At 68.1% G+C, this 19,733-nt stretch carries 18 protein-coding genes; 4 read left to right on the plus strand and 14 right to left on the minus strand.

The features are described from left to right. Positions 1–560: 560 nt before the first annotated feature. The 4 genes from murU to ACVOK1_RS16875 form a co-directional block, all read right to left on the minus strand. Positions 561–1,271: an N-acetylmuramate alpha-1-phosphate uridylyltransferase MurU gene (gene murU, locus ACVOK1_RS16860; RefSeq protein WP_481562729.1), complete on the minus strand. Its 711-nt coding sequence runs from the start codon at positions 1,269–1,271 to the stop codon at positions 561–563. Continuing rightward, positions 1,271–2,296, minus strand: a complete 1,026-nt coding sequence (locus tag ACVOK1_RS16865; protein WP_481562730.1) for an aminoglycoside phosphotransferase family protein — start codon at positions 2,294–2,296, stop codon at positions 1,271–1,273. The genes murU and ACVOK1_RS16865 overlap by 1 nt, the downstream gene beginning before the upstream one ends. A gap of 60 nt (positions 2,297–2,356) precedes the next feature. Continuing rightward, the gene (locus ACVOK1_RS16870; protein WP_108764310.1) at positions 2,357–2,626 is read right to left on the minus strand and encodes a GlsB/YeaQ/YmgE family stress response membrane protein; all 270 of its coding nucleotides are present in this window, start codon (positions 2,624–2,626) and stop codon (positions 2,357–2,359) included. Between the two features lie 68 nt (positions 2,627–2,694). Then, positions 2,695–4,188, minus strand: a complete 1,494-nt coding sequence (locus ACVOK1_RS16875) for a M20 family metallopeptidase (RefSeq protein WP_108768054.1) — start codon at positions 4,186–4,188, stop codon at positions 2,695–2,697. A gap of 133 nt (positions 4,189–4,321) precedes the next feature. Between ACVOK1_RS16875 and ACVOK1_RS16880 the strand changes: the two genes are divergently transcribed. From ACVOK1_RS16880 to ACVOK1_RS16895, 4 genes are all read left to right on the plus strand, one after another. Continuing rightward, positions 4,322–4,717 (plus strand): ComEA family DNA-binding protein, encoded by a 396-nt coding sequence (locus ACVOK1_RS16880; protein WP_481562731.1) that lies wholly within the window; start codon positions 4,322–4,324, stop codon positions 4,715–4,717. 378 nt (positions 4,718–5,095) lie between these two features. Next, positions 5,096–6,145 (plus strand): L,D-transpeptidase, encoded by a 1,050-nt coding sequence (locus ACVOK1_RS16885; RefSeq protein WP_481562732.1) that lies wholly within the window; start codon positions 5,096–5,098, stop codon positions 6,143–6,145. A gap of 17 nt (positions 6,146–6,162) precedes the next feature. Further along, on the plus strand, positions 6,163–6,885 hold the full coding sequence (locus ACVOK1_RS16890) for a murein L,D-transpeptidase catalytic domain family protein (RefSeq protein WP_481562733.1): 723 nt from the start codon (positions 6,163–6,165) through the stop codon (positions 6,883–6,885). 34 nt (positions 6,886–6,919) lie between these two features. Beyond that, positions 6,920–7,525: a HutD/Ves family protein gene (locus tag ACVOK1_RS16895; protein WP_481562734.1), complete on the plus strand. Its 606-nt coding sequence runs from the start codon at positions 6,920–6,922 to the stop codon at positions 7,523–7,525. A gap of 326 nt (positions 7,526–7,851) precedes the next feature. Here the strand turns inward: ACVOK1_RS16895 and ACVOK1_RS16900 are convergent, their stop codons facing one another. The 10 genes from ACVOK1_RS16900 to ACVOK1_RS16945 form a co-directional block, all read right to left on the minus strand. After that, positions 7,852–9,456 (minus strand): sulfite reductase subunit alpha, encoded by a 1,605-nt coding sequence (locus ACVOK1_RS16900; RefSeq protein ID WP_481562735.1) that lies wholly within the window; start codon positions 9,454–9,456, stop codon positions 7,852–7,854. After that, complete coding sequence (locus ACVOK1_RS16905; RefSeq protein WP_481562736.1) at positions 9,453–10,424, minus strand: FAD:protein FMN transferase; 972 nt, start codon at positions 10,422–10,424, stop codon at positions 9,453–9,455. The genes ACVOK1_RS16900 and ACVOK1_RS16905 overlap by 4 nt, the downstream gene beginning before the upstream one ends. A gap of 52 nt (positions 10,425–10,476) precedes the next feature. Beyond that, complete coding sequence (locus ACVOK1_RS16910) at positions 10,477–11,280, minus strand: DUF4198 domain-containing protein (RefSeq protein ID WP_200752167.1); 804 nt, start codon at positions 11,278–11,280, stop codon at positions 10,477–10,479. Positions 11,281–11,401: 121 nt separating this feature from the next. After that, on the minus strand, positions 11,402–11,920 hold the full coding sequence (locus ACVOK1_RS16915; RefSeq protein ID WP_108768062.1) for a DUF2271 domain-containing protein: 519 nt from the start codon (positions 11,918–11,920) through the stop codon (positions 11,402–11,404). A gap of 29 nt (positions 11,921–11,949) precedes the next feature. Continuing rightward, entirely contained in the window at positions 11,950–12,588 is a 639-nt protein-coding gene (locus tag ACVOK1_RS16920; RefSeq protein ID WP_481562737.1) for a PepSY-associated TM helix domain-containing protein, read from the minus strand. 121 nt (positions 12,589–12,709) lie between these two features. Next, positions 12,710–15,136, minus strand: a complete 2,427-nt coding sequence (locus ACVOK1_RS16925; protein ID WP_481562738.1) for a TonB-dependent receptor domain-containing protein — start codon at positions 15,134–15,136, stop codon at positions 12,710–12,712. Between the two features lie 157 nt (positions 15,137–15,293). Then, entirely contained in the window at positions 15,294–15,695 is a 402-nt protein-coding gene (locus tag ACVOK1_RS16930) for a hypothetical protein (RefSeq protein WP_481562739.1), read from the minus strand. Positions 15,696–15,872: 177 nt separating this feature from the next. Further along, entirely contained in the window at positions 15,873–16,550 is a 678-nt protein-coding gene (locus tag ACVOK1_RS16935) for a Fe2+-dependent dioxygenase (protein WP_481562740.1), read from the minus strand. A 52-nt stretch (positions 16,551–16,602) separates the two neighbouring features. Then, positions 16,603–18,927, minus strand: coding sequence for a catecholate siderophore receptor Fiu (locus tag ACVOK1_RS16940; RefSeq protein ID WP_481562741.1), 2,325 nt, complete (start codon positions 18,925–18,927; stop codon positions 16,603–16,605). 115 nt (positions 18,928–19,042) lie between these two features. After that, the gene (locus ACVOK1_RS16945) at positions 19,043–19,438 is read right to left on the minus strand and encodes a hypothetical protein (RefSeq protein WP_481562742.1); all 396 of its coding nucleotides are present in this window, start codon (positions 19,436–19,438) and stop codon (positions 19,043–19,045) included. Between the last annotated feature and the right edge of the window lie 295 nt (positions 19,439–19,733).

Below are 19,733 nucleotides of genomic sequence, written 5' to 3' on the forward strand. Positions count from 1 at the left end.
GGGGGGGGCGGGGGGGGGGGGGGGGGGGGGCGCGCCGTCCACCCCTGGGGGGGGGGGCGGCTGCGCTGGCTGGGGCGCACCCCCCCCCCCCCCCCCCCCCCCCCCCCCGCCTTCGACAGTTGGCCGGTGGCCCCGGGATTCGACCTTGTGATGTGCTCCGCTCTTGGTGGCTGTCGACCGTTGGTCGACACGTGTCTTGTGTGTGGTGGGTGTCGACCGTTGGTCGACACCACGCGGGAATGAATTTCCTGTAGAGCCGAGCCTATGCTCGGCTTTCTTGCATCGGGGCGAACGGCCAAAGGCAGCCGAGCGTAGGCTCGGCTCTACAGGAGCAAGTGAGCGAGCGCAGCGACGCGATCCGCTTTTGCTTTTCTTTTTCTTTTCCGTGGCTGGACGCGCACGGAAATTGTCCGTGACCGGGCGGGGTGGGTACGCGGGGGTGTCTGCGGCATGGATGCCGCGGACAAGCCTCCATGGACGGATTCACGGTGTCCCCCGCGTACCCATCCCGCCCGGCCAAGCACGGCTTCTGCTCTAGAAAACGACCAGCCACGAGGGGCTCAGCCGTTCGCTACCAACTCCGCGTCAAGCGCCTGCAGCCGATCCACCGTCCCGACATCGGTCCAGCGCCCGCGATGGTGCTGCCCGGTCATCAACCCCTGCGCCATGAAGTGCTTCTGCAGCGGCACCACCGAGAACTTCGGTGGAACACGCTCGCTGCCCGGCGCATCGCCGATCACCGCGCGCCAGTCCGCCACGATCGATGGCCGGTACACGCCGATGCCGGCATAGGTCAGGCACGGGCCGGCGCGGTCGTGGTGCAGCAGGCCCTGCGCATCCAGGCGGTAATCGCCTTCGGGGTGCTGCGCCGGGTTGTCCACCAGCACCAGGTGCGCCTGGCCCTGCGGTTCGGTGGGCAGGGTGGCGAAATCGAAGTCGGTCCAGATATCGCCGTTGATCACCAGGAACGGTGCATCGCCCAGCAGCGGCAGTGCATTGAGGATGCCGCCGCCGGTTTCCAGCGGAGTCTCGCCTTCGTGCACGAAGTGCAGCTGCAGGCCCCACTGGCTGCCATCGCCCAGCGTGGCCGGGAACTGCTCGGCCAGCCAGGCGGTGTTGACCACCACCTCGCGCACGCCCAGCGCGGCCAGCCGCTCCAGGTGCCACACGATCAGCGGCTTGCCGGCCACCGCCAGCAGCGGCTTGGGCGTGTGCAGCGTCAGCGGGCGCATGCGCTCGCCTAGGCCCGCGGCGAAGATCAGTGCTTTCATCAGCGCACCACGCGCATCGGTGCGGCCAGGTCGGCCAGCGCCGGTTTGATCCGCACGTCCAGCAGCTGCTGCAGCGCGGCCAGTTCGGGGTAGCGCGGCAGCACTTCATCCAGGTAGCCAATGAAGCGCGGCACGTCGTCCAGGTAGTGGCCCTTGTTGTCGCGGTAACGCAGGCGGCTGAAGATGCCCAGGCACTTCAGGTGGCGCTGGATGCCCATCCAGTCGGCATCGCGCAGGAAGGTGGCACGGTCGGGCACCGGCAGGCCGGCGTCGCGTGCGCGCTGGTGGTACTGCGCCAGCCAGGCGTCCACGCGCGGCAGCGGCCAGCTCAGGAACGCGTCCTTGAACAGGCTCACCGCGTCGTAGGCGATCGGGCCACGCACCAGGTCCTGGAAATCGAGGATGGCCGGACCGTCGTCGACCGGCATCAGGTTGCGCGGCATGTAGTCGCGATGGGTCATCAGCTGGGCCTGGCCCAGCGCGTTGTCCATCAGCAGCCGCTGCGCCTGCTGCAGGCTTTCGGCCTCGGCGCTGTCGAGGGTGATGCCCAGGTGGCGCTGCAGGAACCATTCGTCGAACAGGCCGGCGTCACGCTGCAGCAGGGCTTCGCCGAAGCGGCCGAAATCTTCGGGCACCGGGATCGCCTGCAGGCGCAGCAGCTGCTCGATGGAACGGCCAAACCAGGCATCGGCATTGCGCTCGTCCAGCACCTTGGCCAGGGTCGGGCCACCGAGATCCTCCAGCAGCAGGAAACCGGCTTCGAGATCCTGGGCCAGCAGGGCGGGCACGCGCAGGCCGTGGTCGTGCAGCAGGCCACGCATGCGCAGCCACGGCTGCGGGTCTTCCAGGCCGGGCGGGGCATCCATCACGATGTGGCTGCCGCGCGTGCTGGTGGTGCGCCAGTAGCTGCGCAGGCCGGCGTCGACCGAGGCGCGCTCGACCACCGCGTTGGCATCGTCCAGCTGGGTGCGGGCCCACTGCAGGCGCTGCGCGCTGCGCTGGGGATCGGAAGCAGGTTCGGTCATGCAGGCAGTTCGGGGCGCGACGGGCGCGCCAAGCTCAGGGGGAAAGAGGGAAGAGGGGTGTCAGCGGCGTGGGGTGAACAGCCGCATCAGCGCCAGCACGGCCACCGCACCGACCACCGCGCCGAGGAAACCGGCCGGTTCGCCGGGGGCGTACCAGCCCATGTACTGGCCGAACCAGCCGGCCACCAGAGCGCCGACGATGCCGAGCACGATGGTCAGCAGGCAGCCCATGCGGTTGTTGCCAGGCATGAAGAAACGCCCGAGCAGGCCGACGAAGAAGCCGACCAGCAGGATGTACAGCCAGCTGCTGCTGCCGAACAGACCATTCATGTGCATGCGTTCCGCTTGGGGTGGACGCAGCCTAGCAAGGCCAGGCTGCGTCCGTCACGGGTGTGCGATCAGCAGCAGCCGTGGTCGCCGTGGCGGGTGCCGCTGTCGGCAGCCACCGGCGAACCGCTGGTCTCGCCGCGCAGGCTGGCGGCGTAGTGCTCGCTGATCACCTTGGACACGCAGGCGGTGACCTTCTTGCCCATCGGGATGTGCAGGAACTCGTTCGGACCGTGCGCGTTGGAGTGCGGGCCGAGCACGCCGGTGATCATGAACTGGGCGCCCGGGAACTTCTCACCCAGCATCCCCATGAACGGGATCGAGCCGCCTTCGCCCATGTACATCGCCGGCTTGCCGAAGAAGGCCTGGCTGGCGTCGTCGATGGCCTGGGTCAGCCACGGCGCCATGGCCGGGGCGTTCCAGCCGGTGGAGGCCTTTTCCAGGTCCAGGGTGACCTGGGCGCCGTTCGGCGGATCGCGCAGCAGCGCTTCCTTCAGCAGTTCGCCGCAGGTCTTGCCGTCGGCGGTCGGCGGCAGGCGCAGCGACAGCTTTACCGAGGTCTGCGGACGCAGCACGTTGCCGGCCGATTCCAGCGGCGGCATGCCGCCCACGCCGGTGACCGACAGCGCCGGGCGCCAGGTGCGGTTGAGCACCAGCTCGGTGAGGTCCTCGTTCATCGGGCGCAGGCCGTCGACCATCGGGAACTTCTCGAAGATCTCGGTATCGACCACTTCGGCGGCACGCTTGGCCTGGGCCTGGCGCTCGGCCGGGATCTCGACGTTCATGCCGTCGATCAGGATGCGGCCGGTGTCCTGGTCCTCGATGCGCGACAGGATCTGGCGCAGCAGGCGGAAGCTGGACGGGATGACGCCGGAGGCATCGCCGGAATGCACGCCTTCGTTGAGCACCTTGACCGTGAAGTTGCCGCCGGTCAGGCCGCGCAGCGAGGTGGTGCACCATAGCTGGTCGTAGTTGGCGCAGCCCGAATCCAGGCAGACCACCAGCGACGGCTTGCCGATGCGGTCGGCCAGGTGGTCGACGTAGGCCGGCAGGTCGTAGCTGCCCGACTCTTCGCAGGCTTCGATCAGGACCACGCAGCGGGCGTGCGGCAGGCCCTGGGCCTGCAGGGCCAGCACCGCGGCCAGCGAGCCGAAGATGGCGTAACCGTCATCGGCGCCGCCGCGGCCATACAGCTTGTCGCCACGCAGGACCGGGGTCCACGGGCCCAGGTCGTCATCCCAGCCGGTCATTTCCGGCTGCTTGTCCAGGTGCCCGTAGAGCAGGATGGTGTCGTCGCCCGTCTCGGCGCCGGTAGCCGGAATTTCCAGGAAAATCAGCGGGGTGCGGCCTTCCAGGCGGACCACTTCGACCTTCAGGCCGGGCAGCTGCTGGGCCTTGGCCCAGGTCTCCATCAGGGTGACCGCCTGTTCCATGTAGCCGTTCTGCACCCAGTTGGCGTCGAACATCGGCGACTTGTTGGGAATGCGGATGTAGTCGACCAGCTGCGGGACGATCTCGCTGTCCCACTTGTCATTGACGAATTGGCCGAGCTTGGCGCTGTCCATCTGAAACTCCGGTTGCATGGGCATGTGATCCCGCCATTCTACGCCTGTGCCCGGGGTAGGGTTTTTCCTACAACACGTCGGGTATTTGGCTGGCTTTTAGAAATCGTCGAAACCGATAGGCTGTGCACATGTGGTGACGGACACTGTTTCGACCGACGGGATTGCCGGTCGGGGCGGCCAGAACCACAAGGAGATACACGTCGTGCCTTGGTCAGTCGTGTTCAGGGCGTTGGTGCTGGTGATGTGGGTGGTGGGGGCGCAAGCCGCCGAGCCGATCGACATCAACCGGGCCGATGCCCAGGCGCTGCAGCAGGGATTGACGATGGTCGGAGCCGTAAAGGCCGCGGCAATCGTCGAGCACCGGCGCAGACATGGCCCATTTCATCGCGTCGAGGACCTGACGCAGGTGAAGGGGATAGGGACAGCAATCGTCGAACGGAATCGACAGCGGATCACCGTCGGCAACACGATGTTGCCAGCGGATCCGGTACCCGGATCGGTACCGGTGCGCTCCGTACCCAGGCGTTGACAGCAGGATCGTCGGGACCGGCAGGAGGCTGGTTCACCGGACACGGACAGGAAGGCCGTGCCCACCGACCGTCGCAGGGATGCGGCACCAATCACCAGGATGGTGGCATCACAGACCTGTGGAAGGGGCTGAGATACAAACAGGACGAATGCGGCCGCGTGCAGGATGCAACGCCGCCCCCACAGCGCAGGATGCGAGGGGGTGGCAGCAGGCCGACAAGGACGTAACGAGTGCCCGGTACGACACATGGCTGTGTCGCCGGGCATTTCTCTTTCTGGCATGGGCAGCGTGTGGCGCGGCGCCTCACCGCCAATGGTGTAGGTTGGGGGTTCCCCACGGATTGGAACCTGCTGGATGCGCCTGCCCCGCTTGCCCCTGATGCTCGCACTTGCCCTGGCCCTGCCGTTGGTGGCCCAAGCCGCGACGCCTGCCGCCAAGAGCACCACCGCAACTGCCACCGCCGAAGTACGCGGCCCTACCGATCTCAAACCCGGTGAATACCTGTGGCACCCGGAAGTGTCGCCGGCCGGCCCGATCGTGCTGGTGGTCAGCCTGGATGAGCAGCGCGCCTACGTGTACCGCAACGGCATCGCCATCGGCCTGAGCACGATCAGCTCGGGCAAGACCGGGCATGAAACGCCGACCGGCGTGTTCACGATCCTGCAGAAGGACAAGGACCACAAGTCCAACCTCTACAACAGCGCGCCGATGCCCTACATGCAGCGGCTGACCTGGGACGGCATCGCCCTGCACGGCGGCAGCCTGCCCGGGCACCCGGCATCGCACGGTTGCGTACGCCTGCCGCAGTCGTTCGCGCAGAAGCTGTTCAGCGAAACCCAGCGCGGCGACACGGTGGTGGTGGCTGATGCCAAGAGCGCGCCGATGACCCTGGCCTATCCGGCGGTGCTGGCACCGGTGAACGCACGCGGCCAGGCGCTTCCGGAAACCGAAGGCGCCAGCCCGACCAAGGCGTGGTGGGACGACGCGGCCGCACCGAGCGGCCAGGTCGGCATCCTGGTCAGCCTGCACGACCAGCGCCTGTACGTGCTGCGCGATGGCGTGATGATCGGCGAATCGCCGCTGCGCGCCGATGCGCTGCCGGCCTTCCAGGGCACGACCCTGTTCGTGATGGGGCAGGGCTTCAGCGAAACGCCGAGCCCGCTGGACACCCAGCAGCGCCTGCACCAGTGGACCGCCTACCCGCTGCTGGGCCAGGACCGTGCGCAGGCCACCCCGGACCTGCTGGCGACGCCGTCGCTGCCGATGGCGCTGCCCACCGATTTCGCCCGCCAGCTGTACCAGGTGCTGGTGCCGGGCACGACCCTGCTGGTTACCTCGTTGCCGGCGGTGCGCCCAAGCGCGGCTGAATCGGGGTTGCAGCCGGTCTTGGAATCCGAGCCGGCCACGCCCACCTTGAAGAAGTCCTGAGTGAATACCGTGTGCCCATGATTGCTTCACGCACGCGCTGGCAGGCCGCCTGCGGCCTGCTTGCGCTCCTTGCCGCGGGTGGCGCGATGGCGGCGGCACCGCCGGCCACCGCCAGCACCGACGACCTGACCGCGCTGCTGGCGCGCACGGCGCCCAACGCCGACCGCCACGTTTTGAAGCTGGCGGCCACGGCATTGCGCTGCGCGCTGCAGCGGCCGGAACTGGGCATCAAGGCCGAGCGGCTGGGCGTGATCGATTATTCGCGGCCATCCACCGAGCAGCGCCTGTGGGTGTTCGACCTGGCACGGCAGCGGCTGCTGTTCGAGGAATGGGTGGCGCACGGCCGCAACAGTGGCGGCAACCGCACCGAGCACTTCTCCAACCGCGATGGCAGCTTCATGTCCAGCATCGGTGCGTTCACCGCGCAGGAAACCTACATGGGCGGCAACGGCTATTCGCTGCGCCTGGACGGGTTGGAGCCGGGCTTCAACGACAAGGCGCGCGACCGCGCCATCGTCATCCACGGCGCGCCCTACGTGAACCCGACCATGGCCCGCCTGCAGGGCCGGCTCGGCCGCAGCCTGGGCTGCCCGGCGGTGCGCCTGTCGGTGTCGCGGCCGTTGATCGATTCGCTGCGCGGCGGCACCCTGGTGTTCGCCTACTACCCTGATCCGCAATGGCTGCAGCATTCGCAGCTGCTGTCGCCGCAGTGCGGTGAGGCAGGCGTCGCTGCGCGGTGATGCGCGATCGCGCGCGGCATGATGCAATGCGCGCATGGACATAGATGCTCTGCTGCGCACCCCGAGCCAGGTGATTTCCAGCCTGGACTACCGCCGCGAACGCTGGCGCAATGGCCTGGGCTGGACCCGCGAGATCCTGCGCCTGCCCGCGCAGGGCGATGACTGGGCGCTGCGCCTGTCGGTGGCCGAGATCGAACAGGACGCCGCGTTTTCCGCGTTCCCCGGCGTGGAGCGCGAGCTGGTGCTGCTTCAGGGCAATGGCGTGCGCCTGCGTTTCGCCGATGGCCGCGTGGCCGAGGTGCTGCCGCCGCACGGTCGCGTACGCTTTGCCGGCGAAGAAGCGCTGGACGGCGAGCTGGTCGATGGCACCACCCACGATTTCAATCTGATGTGGAAGCGTGGGCTGTTGCAGGCCGAGCTGCTGCACCGGCCGTTGGTGGGGGCGATGTTCTTCTTCTGCGAACCGGGCGTGGCCTGGGCGTTGTATCTGCTGGCCGGGCATGCGGAATTCTGTGCGGACAGTGGGTTGTCGCCGATGCAGGCCGGGGATACCGCATGGTTGGCCGCCAGTGAAAGGCAACGGCATGCATTGCAGGGCGGCGGCGAGTTGTTGGCGATACGGGTAACGACCGCCGGGTAGCGCCGGGCCATGCCCGGCGTGATGGGGCGTCATGGAGCGTCATCCACGCATGGCGTGGATCTACCCATCCACGCATGGCGTGGATCTACCCATCCACGCATGGCGTGGATCTACTGGTAACGAGGATTGCAGTAGATCCACGCCATGCGTGGATAAGGCAACGGCATGCGTTGCAGGGCGGCGGCGAGTTGTTGGCGATACGGGTAACGACCGCCGGGTAGCGCCGGGCCATGCCCGCCACCGCGCAGTAGATCCACGCCATGCGTGGATGCGGTTGGGGGTCAGAGCCCTTTCCTGCGGAAAGGGATCCGACCCCGATCGGTGGGTCAGTACACGTCGCGCCGGTAACGACCGGCCAGCAGCAGCGCTTCCTTGCCGTCGGCACCGAGCACCTGCTCGATCACTGCGTCCACCGCTGGGGCCATGCCCTGCAGGCTGCCGCAGACCAGGATCGTGGCGCCTTCCTCCACCCACTGCCGCAGCGTTGCCGCTTCGGCCAGCAGCCGGTCCTGCACGTAACGGTGCGCGCCGCCATCGCGGCTGAATACCGCATCCAGCCGCGCCAGCGTGCCGTCGGCCAGCATCGCCTGCAGCTCGTCGCCGAAATGGAAATCGTGTGCGGCCGAGCGCTCGCCGAACAGCAGCCAGGTGCGGCGCGCGCCCGTGCGGGCGCGTTCGTGCAGGTGCGCGCGCAGGCCGGCGATGCCAGTACCGTTGCCGATCAGCAGCAGCGGCACCTCGGCAGCAACGCCGTGGAAATTCTGGTTGCGGCGCAGGCGCAGCTGCACCGGTTCGTGCAGCACTGCGTGGTCGCACAGCCAGCCACTGCCGATGCCGGGCGTGCCGTCGGCGCGCAGCTGGCGGCGCAGCAGCAGTTCCAGCGCGCCATCGGCCATCACCGAGGCAATCGAATACTCGCGGTGCGGCAGCGGCTGCAGTGCCGCCAGCAGCCCGGGCAGGTCGCCGGGCGCCACCAGGCTGGGCAGGTGCGAGCGCACGACGCGATCCAGCAGGGTGCGGCCATCGTCCAGCGGCAGCTCCGGATTGAAGTCGCGTTCGCGCAGCCAGTCGCGCGTGCTGGATGCGGCGTGCTGCGGGCCGATCTCGGCAATATCGCCGGCCTGCCACTGCGCATCACTGCCGGCCGGTGGCTGCAGGCGCAGCCAGTACACCGGCCCGCCGAGGCTGCCGGGGTTGAGGTGTTCGCGCTGCAGCAGCGGCCACGGCTGGTAGTCGGCCGGGCTCCAGTCGGGCAGTTCGCTGGCGCCGCCGCCGATCTGCCCGAGCAGCTGCTGCCAGTGGCGCAGCGCGGCGGGATCGGCGTTGTCGACTTCGATCGCATCGAACATCGGGTGCGCGCCGTGCTGGCGCAGCCAGTCATCAAGCTGGTGGCCGAACGCGCAGAAGTGGCCGTAGCTGCGGTCGCCCAGCGCAAGCACCCCGAACTGCAGGTGGCCCAGCGTTGGCGAGGTGCTCATCACCCGGCGCAGGAAGGGCAGGGCGTGGTCAGGGGCATCGCCTTCGCCGGTGGTGCTGGCGATGAACAGTGCACGCTGGCTCTGCGCCAGCAGTGCGGCGTCGACTTCATGCAGGCCGCGCACGCGCACCGGCAGGCTGGCGGCGCGCAGGGCCTCGGCGCTGCGTTCGGCCAGTTCGCGGGCGAAGCCGGTCTGGCTGGACCACACCAGCAGCAGCGGTGCGACATCTCCGCTGGCGGCGTCATCGCGTGGGCGGCCGCGCCACCACAGGGCGGTGCAGGCCAGCACGTACAGCGCCGACGCCAGCAGCGCGCCCTGCCAATGCCGGGCAGGCGGTGCGCCCTGCCACCAGGTTTCGCCCAGGTGCAGGCGCAGCAGTGCGTAGCCGGCCACGGCCAGCAGCACCATCACGATCAGGTTGCCGAGTACGGCGCGCGACGGTCGACCGCTCATGCGGCCTGCTCGTCGAGCAGGCGCTGGAAGGCGCTGCTGAGGGTTTCGCGCGGGCCGTCGATGGCCCGTTCCAGATAGCGTGCGGCCAGGCCTTCGCGCTCGGCCAAGGCCAGGCCCAGTTCGCGGCCGAGGACGGTCAGCGCGGTGGCCCAGGCATCGGCGTGCATCGCATCGTCGGCCACCACGGTCACGGCGGCGGCGACCTGGCGCACCGGCATGCCGCTGCGCGGGTCCAGACTGTGGCTGTAGGCCTGGCCATCGGCCTGGTACTGGTGCCAGCGGTCGCCCGAAGTGGCCACGGCCTTTCCATCCAGTGCCAGCACGCGCGGCGGCGTGTCGGTGTGCGCATCTTCTTCCGGTGCCGATTCCACCAGCACGCGCCACGGTTGCCCATCGGGCTTGCGGCCGTAGCCGGCCAGTTCGCCGCCCACTTCGATCAGCGCAGCGGTGATGCCCTGCGCGCGCAGCCAGGCGGCGACGTGGTCGACACCGAAGCCTTTCGCAATCGCCGACAGATCCAGTTCCAGGCCGCCGGGTTGCAGCAGCGCGTCATCGCGCCATTGCAGCTGCTGCCAGCCGCAGCGGGCGCGGGTGGCCTGCAGGGTGGCGGCGTCGGGCACGCGGCGCGGGCCGGCCTGTGCACCGAAACCCCACAGCGCGACCAGCGGGCCCAGGGTGGGATCGAAGGCACCATCGCTGGCAGCAGCAATGACCTGCGCCGCCGCCAGTACATGGCGGGTTTCGGCCGGCAGCGGGCACCACTGGCCCGCGTCGGCGCGGTTGTAGTGGCCCAGGTCCGAACCGGCTTCCCAGGTGCTCATCTGCGCGACCACCTCATCCAGGCGCGCCTGGATGCCGGCGTGCAGCGGGTGCAGGTCGCGCTGGCGTGGCGCCACCAGCGACACACTCCAGGTGGTGCCCATGGTGGTGCCGCCGAGGCGGGCGATATCGAGCAGGGAATCGGTCATGGCGGGGCGTTGCAGGCGCGATGCCGGGACGGGCCCGGCACCGCGGTCCACGTTACTGCGGCAGCACTTCCAGGGTGGCAACGTAGCTCAGGCGGCGCTTGGCGGCCTGCTTCACCGAGGTCTTGTTGTCTTCGGTGCCGGTTTCCAGCCAGTACATACCGGCTTCCGGCCAGGTCACCTTGATCTCGCCCTTGGCGTCGCTGGTCAGCTTCAGCTCGTCCTGCGCGTTGCGGTAGCGGGTGGCGCCACGCACGATCTCGAACTCGAGGCCGGCGGTCGGCTTGCCATCCACCAGCACGCGGAAGGTCGCTTCCTCGCCGGCGAACAGATCATTCGGATGGCCCACGGCCACCAGTTCGATGCCGCGGTTGGTCGGCTTCAGCGCGGTGTCGTTCGGTGCGCCGTTGGTGACGAAGGTTTCAACGCGGCCCACCGACTGGCTCACTTCCAGCTTCTTCGCGTCCTTGGGCAGTTCGCCGAAGGTGGCGGCGCTGCCGCGCCAGCGCTTGCGCTCGCCGTTCTGTTCGTAGGTGGCGAACAGGCCGTCATTGACCGAGGCGATGCGGTAGGTGCCCTGCTGCTTCAGTTCGAGGTCGAACACGCTGCGGTACTTGCCGGTGGCTGCGTTCTGCGGCTGCACACTGCTGCCGTCCGGTGCGGTGATGACCAGTGATTCCAGGCGCAGCGGCACGTGGTTGAAATAGAACAGGTCGTTGGAGACGGCGCCGTCGACGGTGATCCACGGCGCGTTGCCGGCGATGACGGTCTGCGAGGGCAGCAGCCAGGCCTTGTGGGCCAGGGCGGAGAACGGAAGGGCAGCGGCCAGGGCGGCGGCTAGGACGAGCGTGCGCTTCATGCGGAAGACTCCAGTTGGAAGGGGTCGGATCCCTTTCCAACGGAAAGGGCTCTGACCCCGAGGGATAGGGCAATGGGGTCAGAGCCCTTCCTGCGGAAGGGATCCGACCCCGGTCAAGCAGTTACGGCTTGACGGCCAGGGTGACCTGGCCCAGCTCGGTGGCGCCCTGCGCCTTGCCGGTCTGTGCGGCGGTGGCCGGCCAGGTGAAGGGGATCTTCAGCAGCTCGCGGCCGCCGACTTCGCGCACCGCTTCCACCACCAGGGTGTAGCTGCCCGGGGCCAGCTGCTTCAGCGCCGGCTGCTGGTCGCTGAAGGACAGCGCGTGCTTGCCAGCCGGGCGGGTCGGACCGGTCACGCCGTCCACCGGCACCTGCAGGGTGCGGCCGCTCTTGCGCCACCACTGGCGCAGGTCGGGCAGCCACTTGGTGCCATGGCCTTCGCTGTTGCCGGTCTGCTGGTACCAGACCGACAGGTTGGCGGCGACCTTCTGGTCGGCGCCTTCCAGCCACACGGCCACATACGGGCGGTGGTATTCGGCGACGTTGAGCTTGGGCACTTCGACGTTGATGTCGAGGGTGGCAGCGTAGGCCGGCGAGGTGGCCAGCAGGCCGCTGAGGGCGATGGTGAGGGTGACGCGCATGGGGCGGCTCCGGAGGGAACGGATGGAAGTCAGTGGATCAGCAACAGGGCGATCAGCAGCGGGATCATCAGGCCCAGGCCGACCAGCGGCCAGGTCATGCGCCGCTGCCGCGCATGCAGGTGCAGCAGGAACAGGCCGGTGATGCAGAACACCAGGCAGGCCACCGCGAACAGGTCCAGGAACCAGCCCCACGCCGGGCCGGCATTGCGGCCCTTGTGCAGGTCGTTGAGGTAGGACACCACGCCGCGCGAGGTCGATTCGAATTCCACCGCACCGCTTTCGCGGTCGATGCTCAGCCAGGCGTCGCCGCCGGGGCGCGGCAGCGACAGGTAGATCTCTTCCGGCGACCATTCGGCGGGGCGCCCGCCGATGCCGATGTCCAGCTGCGCATCCAGCCATTGCCGGGCGGGCAGCGGAATGGGCGCGTTGCCATCTTCGCGGTCACCCAGCGCGCCCAGCAGCTCGGCCGGCAGTTCCAGCTTCTGGTTCTTCACCTGCGGTTTGGCTTCGATCTTCGCCGCGTGGTTCAGGGTCAGGCCGGTGGCCGCGAACAGCAGCATGCCGATCAGGCACACCGCCGAGCTGATCCAGTGCCACTGGTGCAGCGTACGCAGCCAGAAGCCACGGCTTTGTTGCTGCTGCACGGCGGAAGAGGCGGGACGGCTCACGGCGTTTTTCGGGACGGGTGAAGACTACCCATTACAGCATTAATGAGAATGGCTCGCAATTAGATGTCTCTTTGTATCCGGCCGCAGGCCCGCGCGGGGCGGGCTGCGGCCGTCACAAGCGTCAGAAGCGGAAGTTAAGGCTGACCCAGACGCTGCGGGCCTTGTCCTTGTTGTTGTAGTCGTCCTCGAACAGCACTTCATTGGTGTCATCGGTGTAGATGCCGTCGCCGTCCAGATCGGTGAAGTAGGTCTGGTAGGTGGTGAAGTCGCGGTCCAGCAGGTTGTTGATGCGGGCATTCACGGTCAGCCACTCGGTGGCTTCGAACGAGGCGCCCAGGTGCAGCACGGTGTAATCCTTGTAGTAGCGCTCCTGGCCGGTCACCGTGCTGATGCCACCGTAGCGCTTGGAACGCGCTTCGGCGGTCAGGAACACGTTGAAGCGGTCGCTGGCGCGCCAATCGAAGGTGGCATTGGCCATGTGCCGCGCGCTGTTGCCCAATGGCCGGCCCTTTTCGGCGCCGCTCTTCTGCTCGCTGTCGGTGAAGGTGTAGTTGGCGCGCAGGCTGAACTGATCGCTGATGCTCCAGCGCCCGGTCACTTCCGCACCCTGGATCACCACCTCGTCGATGTTCACCGTGCGGGTGCTGCTGGCGTAGCCCAGATCGGCATATTCACCGGTGGAACTGCACGACAGGGTCAGCGCGGCGCCGCAGGGCTGCGAGGCGATCTTGTCGTCGAAGCGGTTGTGGAAGGCGGTGGCATTGAAGCTGTGCCCGGCGGGGTGCTGCCAGTACACGGCCAGTTCCGTGCTGGTGCTGGTTTCCGGCTTCAGGTCCGGGTTGCCGAACATGGGTGAGGTGCCCTGGCCACCGAAACCGATCACGCCGTCGTACAGCTGCGTGGTCTTGGGCGTCTTGAAGCCGGTGCTGACGCCGCCCTTCACCGTCCAGGCCTCGTTGACGGTGTACACGCCGTACAGGCGCGGGCTGAGCTGGTCGCCGAACACTTCATGGTCGTCGTAGCGCAGGCCGTAGGTGATCGCCAGCGGTGCCAGCACGGTCCAGGTGTCCTCGGCGAACAGCGAGTACATGTTGTGATCCTGGCTCAGGCCCGGCGTACCACGTTCGGTACCGAACACACCGTCGGTCAGTTCACCGCGGATCACCTGTGCGCCCACCACGGCGACGTGCTGGCCTGCCGCCTGGAACGGGATGTCCAGCTTGGCATCCAGCGTGTACTGCTCGCTTTCCAGCGTGCGCGCCGGGCGCGGCAGGAACGTGGACTCGGCCAGTGCGCGGCGTTCGGCCAGCGGCAGCCCGGCGTACGGGCCGGTGGCATCGATCATCTGCAGCAGCTGCACGCGCTCGGCCACGGTGAAGGGCATGGTGCGCCCGTCGTTGTTGGTAGCCACGTGCGAAAGGGAAACCAGGCTGTTGCCGAAGCCCCAGCGGCCTTCGTGGGTGACCGCCCAGGCGTCGCGGGTGAATTCCTGGCTGGGGCTGTAGCCCACGCGCGGATCGGCGCGGCGCGACCACGTGCCGCCGTTGCTGCGGCAGGCGTTGGCATTGGCGCCGCTGGCACCGCTGCAGAAGTTGCTGCTGCGCCAGATGCTGCTGATGCTGTCAACGGTGCCGACCGGGTATTCCTCTTCGCCGGCATCGTTGATCTTGATCGCGTTGTCGTACTCCTGGCGCGAGGTGTCGTAGTCCAGGGTCAGGCGCTGGGCATCGCTGATGTTCCAGTCCAGGCTGATGCCGCCGGCCTTGTTGGTGTTGTCCACGGTCTTGCCGCCGCCACCGAAGCCCAGCGAGCGGTCGTGAGCCACGCCGCTGGGATCGAGTACCGGGCTGTACACCGGGTTGGAGGCATCGCGGTCGTACCAGCTGGCGCGCGCCGAAAGGTTCAGCACGTTGGGCACCAGCGGGCCGGTCACGTACACATCAGCGGTGCGGTCGTCGCCGAACTGGTCGTCGGTTTCGAAGGTGCCGCCCAGCGTGGCCGAACCGCTCCAGCGATCCAGCGAACGCTTGGTGATGATGTTGATGACGCCGCCCATCGCGTCGGCGCCGTACAGGGTGGAGGCCGGGCCGCGGATCACTTCGATGCGCTCGATCGCATCCAGCGGCGGGATGTGGTTGAACTGGTTGCCGCCGAAGTTGTTTGGGTAGATGTCGCCGTGGTTGTTCTGGCGGCGGCCATTGACCAGGATCAGCGTGTAATCCGAACCCATGCCACGCATGGAGATGGTGCCTTGGCCGGTCTTGTCGCGGGTTTCGCCCACGTCCACGCCTTCCAGATCGCGCACCGCGTCCAGCAGGGTCATGTAGGGGCGGGTGGTCAGCTCTTCCTGGGTGATGACGGAAATGCTGGCCGGGGCATCGGTGATCTTCTGTTCGAAGCCCGAAGCGGTGACCACTACGGTATCCAGGGTCTGCGGTGCGCCTGCGGCGGCACCGTTGGCGAAGGCGGGGCTGGCGAAGGCGGTCAGCACGGCGCTGGTCAGCAGGTGGCGGGACAGGGACGAACGGACACGATGGCGCTGGGCCATGGCAGTAACCTCGAAGGATGCAGGGTGGTGCGATGCCGGCGCGGAACGCGCGGCACGCACGGGGAGCCCCGATCAGGGGCAGCAGGGATGCAGCAGGGGATGGAGCAGGCAGCGGCGCGCAGGCGCGACCGCAGGCGCGGTCACGCGGGGCCGGAGATCAGGCCAGCGGCGGCGCCTGGCCGCGTTGCTGGCGACGTCCGGGCGCGTCGGCCCAGGGCATGTCCGGGGCGGCCAGTGGCCAATGCGGACGCACCCCGGCGTTGGCCGGGGCGAGGGGAAGCAGATCCAGTTCGCTGCGCAGCCACTGGCTGGCCAGCAGCAGCGGCGGTGGCGGCGACTTGTCGGCCGCCTTGGTCGGCGTGCAGACACAGCGGCGCAGCTTGGCTGGCGCCTCTTCTTCCACCGGCACTTCACCGCCGCAGCCTTCCATCGGCTGCTGCCAGGCCTGCGCGGCGGCGTCAGCCTGCCCGTGCGGCAGCAGCGGCAGGGTGCCCAGCAGCAACGCCAGCATCGCCACCCACGCCAACAGGCTGGCCAGCGCAGGGCGATGACCGCGCATGGCGGTACCGAACTGCACGAGGCGAAGCGGGCGAGGGCGGAACGGGCGACGCAAGGCAGGCAACCCCTGGGTGTGCGCCGGACCATCCGACGTCAACGGGGCGTGATTGTAATGAGAGCTGTTAGCGGTTGCAAATGAGAATGATTGCCAAAGTGTCGCAGGGCCGCGACGCTGGCCTCAGACCTCGCTCCAGCGCCGCAGCAGGTTGTGGTACACGCCGGTCAGCTGCAGCACCGCGCCGGCATCGCCGCCGGTCTGCCGCAGGCGTTCGATGGAGGTGTCCATCTCCCACAGCAGACGCCGCTGCACGTCGTCACGGACCATGCTCTGCACCCAGAAGAACGAGGCCACGCGCGCGCCACGGGTGACCGGGTTGACCTGGTGCAGGCTGCTGGACGGGTACACGATCAGGTCGCCGGCCGGCAGCTTCACTTCGTGCTCGCCGTAGGTATCGCTGATCACCAGCTCGCCGCCGTCGTACTCCTCCGGCGCGGACAGGAACAGGGTGCAGGAGATGTCCGAGCGCAGCTGCTCGCCGTTGGCCAGGTTCATCACCGCGCCATCGACGTGGAAGCCATAGGTGCCGCCGCCGCTGTAGCGGTTGAAGCGGGGTGGCAGGATCTTCAGCGGCAGCGTGGCCGCAAAGAACAGCGGGCTGCGCCGCAGCGCGGCCAGCACGCCCTGGCCGAGCTCGGCCTTCAATGGCGAGGCATCGGGCAATTGTTCGTTGTGCTTCACCTGCGCGCCCTGGGCGCCGACGGTTTCGCGCCCGTCGGCCCATTGCGCCGCGTCCAGCTGCTGGCGGATCAGGCTGACCTCTTCGGGTACCAGCACGTTGGGGATGTGCAGCAGCATGCGGGTTCCTCGTTGATGCGCGGGAGAGTCCGGCTCTCCCGCGCCTTGGCCATCAGAAACGGACGTCCGCGCTGAGCAGGAAGGTGCGCGGGGCACCCGGGGTGTAACGGTAGCCGCTCTTGTTGATGCTGGCCACGTACTGCTTGTCGAACAGGTTGTAGCCGTTCAAGCGCAGCGACACGTTCTCGTTGATTGCCCAGGACACCACCGCGTCGTAGACCACATACGACTTGGTGAACGCCGGGGTGCCGACGGCACCGTCGGTACCGCGGTGCATGCCGGCGGCATAGCGCACGCCGCCGCCCACGGTAATGCCATGCGGCAGCACGTAGCTGGTCCAGCCGGTGAACGTATCGTCCGGGGTATAGACCAGGTTGTTGGTGCCATCGGCGGCCACCTTGGCGCCATCCTTCACATCGGTGTTCAAGTGGCTGTAGCCAGCGCTGATCGACCAGTTCTCAGACACGCGGCCCACGGCAGACAGTTCAACACCCTTCACCCGCTTGCTGCCGGTCTGGGTGGGGTTGCCGGCGTCGTCCAGCACGGTGGTGTTGATTTCGTTCTCCACATCGGTCTGGAACAGCGCCAGGTTCACCGCCAGCGCATCTTCCATGAAGCCCCACTTGCTGCCCACTTCGAACGTCTTGGCCTTCTGCGGATCCAGCTTCGGGTTGTCGGCGCTGCTGGCCGAGCTGCTCAGCTGGAAGTTGGCACCGCCCGGAGGCTGCTGCGAAATTGCGTAATTGGCGTAGACGCTGACGGTGTCGCCGACCTTGTACAGGGCACCCAGCTTCCAGTTCAGCAGCGTATCGGAGGCTTCCAGCGTGGGATTGCGCAGCACGGTGCCGGTCGGGTTGCTGCCACACACCGGGCCGCCACGGCCGCCACACACCGAGGCGCTGGCGTACTCGGTCTTGTAGTGATCGGCACGCACGCCTGCGGTCAGCAGGAAGCTCTCGCCAAACGACAACGTATCGAACACGTAGGCCGAGGACGTGGTGGTCTTGCCGTGCGCGTCGGCACCGTTGTGCGCCCAGGTCAGTCCAGCCACGTTCCAGTCGGGGTCGTACAGGTTCGCCGCAGGCCAGCTGCTGCCACCGGTGGCGGCCTGGCCCTGGCTGTCCAGTTCTTCGCGGGTGAATTCCAGACCTGCACTCAGGGCGTGGCCCACCGCGCCGGTGTTGAAGTCGGCGCGCAGGTTCACCTGGTCGGTCAGGATGGTGTTGCGCTGGTCCCTGAAGGTCGGCAGGCTGCGCGCGATCGCGTAGGTCGAAAGATCCGCTGCGTTGGTATAAGTGATGTTGCCGGTCGGACGGCCGTTGGCGCCGCGCACGCCGGTGCCCATGAACGCGGTCAGCAGGTAGTCCTGTTCGGTGCGGCCCCAGCGGGCGGTGTTGGTCAGGCGCACGCTGTCGTTGAAGTCATGCTCGAAGCGGAACGTGGCCATCTTGGCGGTCACGTCGTCGTGGTCTGCACGGGTGCCGTAGAAGTTTTCCGGGTCCACCGGATGGCCGGCCAGCGCTTCCAGCGTCGGCTGCGGCGTCCAGCCCGGCAGGCCCAGGGTCGGCACGCCGCCATCGGGCACGTTGTCCTGCTTCACATAGAGCAGGTTGAGGTAATAGCGCGTCTCGGTACCCAGGCCGAAGGCCAGCGAGGGCGCGATGCCCCAGCGCTTGTTCTGCACGTGGTCGCGGCCGGGCTGGTCGCTGTCCTGCCACATGCCGTTGATGCGCAGTGCGCTGGTCGCCCCCAGGGACTGGTTCCAGTCGCCGGTGGTGCGGCGCTGCTGGTCGCTGCCCAGCGAAATGCTGGCCGAGGTCGCATCCTGCAGGTTGGCCTGCTTGCTGACCAGGTTGATCGCACCGGTGGGCGCCGAGCGGCCGTTGTCGGTGCCGGCCGGGCCCTTGGTCACTTCAACCTGTTCGATGTTGAAGACATCGCGCGAGATCGAGCCTAGATCGCGCACACCGTCCACGAACAGGCTGTTGGAGGTGTCGAAGCCTCGCATGAACAGCGCATCGCCGGTGGTGGTGTTGCCGTTCTCACCCGCATAGAAGGTACCCACGCCCGGGCTGTTGCGCAGCGCTTCGGTGAGGGTGGTGGCGCCCTGCTGGTTGAACAGGTCGCTGGTGATGACCTGGATCGTCTGCGGCGTGTCCTGCAGGCGCTGGGTGAATTTCGGCGAGGCGACCTTGTCGGCTTTGTAGCCGCGCGTGGCATGCACGTCGATCTTGTCCAGCGTGCGGGCGTTGTCGGTGGCGTCTGCCATGGCGACGGCGGGCAACGCGGCCAGGCCGAGGCCGGCGGCCAGGCTGGCGGTGGCCAGGGGCAGGGAACGAAGCGGGGAGGCGTGCTTGCGGCTCTTGATCGAGGTCATGGGATGGGCTTTGCCAGATACGGGAAGAGCCCGTCGGCACGGTGGTCGACGGGACAGAAGGCGTGGGGATGGTTGGCGCGGACGCGCGGGTGCGACAGAGGGGCCGGCGGGCGGCTCAGCTCAGCAGTGCGGGTGGTGCATGCGAGGGGGGCTGACGGCGTGCCGCAAGGCGCAGCGGCGCCACGTTACGCACAGGCACGCGCAGGGTCTGCGGGCCCGACGCTGGAACGAGCAGGCACAGGCGATGCAGCAGGGGCGTGCCGTCGCCACCTTCTGCCCCGGACTCGATGCGCGGCGCGACAGGCTCTCGTGGCGGTGATTCGCCTGGCGGCTCGCTGGCGTTGGCATCCAGCGCTGCCGCAGATGGCTGCAGGGTGACGTCCGTAAGGACATCGCGCCCTTCATTCAGCGCCGACCACCCCAGCCACAGCGTCAGCAGCGCGGCCACGAGCAGTGGCCACCCCTGGCGGGCGCGCTGGCACAGCGTGGCGGTGGCTGCGGGCGAAGCCATGGAGCGGTTCGTTACAAACCGTTACGAAGTCGGGCCGAAGGATAACATCAACGATAATGATTCGCATCTGCGCGTTTGGCAGGGGTTCGTAAGCGGCGCGCAGGGGCGCTGGGGGGGCGCGCAGAGGACGCGGGTGGCCAATCTGTAGTAGATCCACCCCATGGGTGGATGACGGTCGGCAGGGGGGGGGGGGGCGGCGGGGGGGCGTGGGCGCCCCCGCGCCGAACACACCCGGTCGTCGCGGGGCAAGATGGCGGGGTGCTCGCGGTGTGTCGGGACCTTTGGCACCGCGGTT

This window comes from Stenotrophomonas sp. STEN087 (assembly GCF_056759115.1).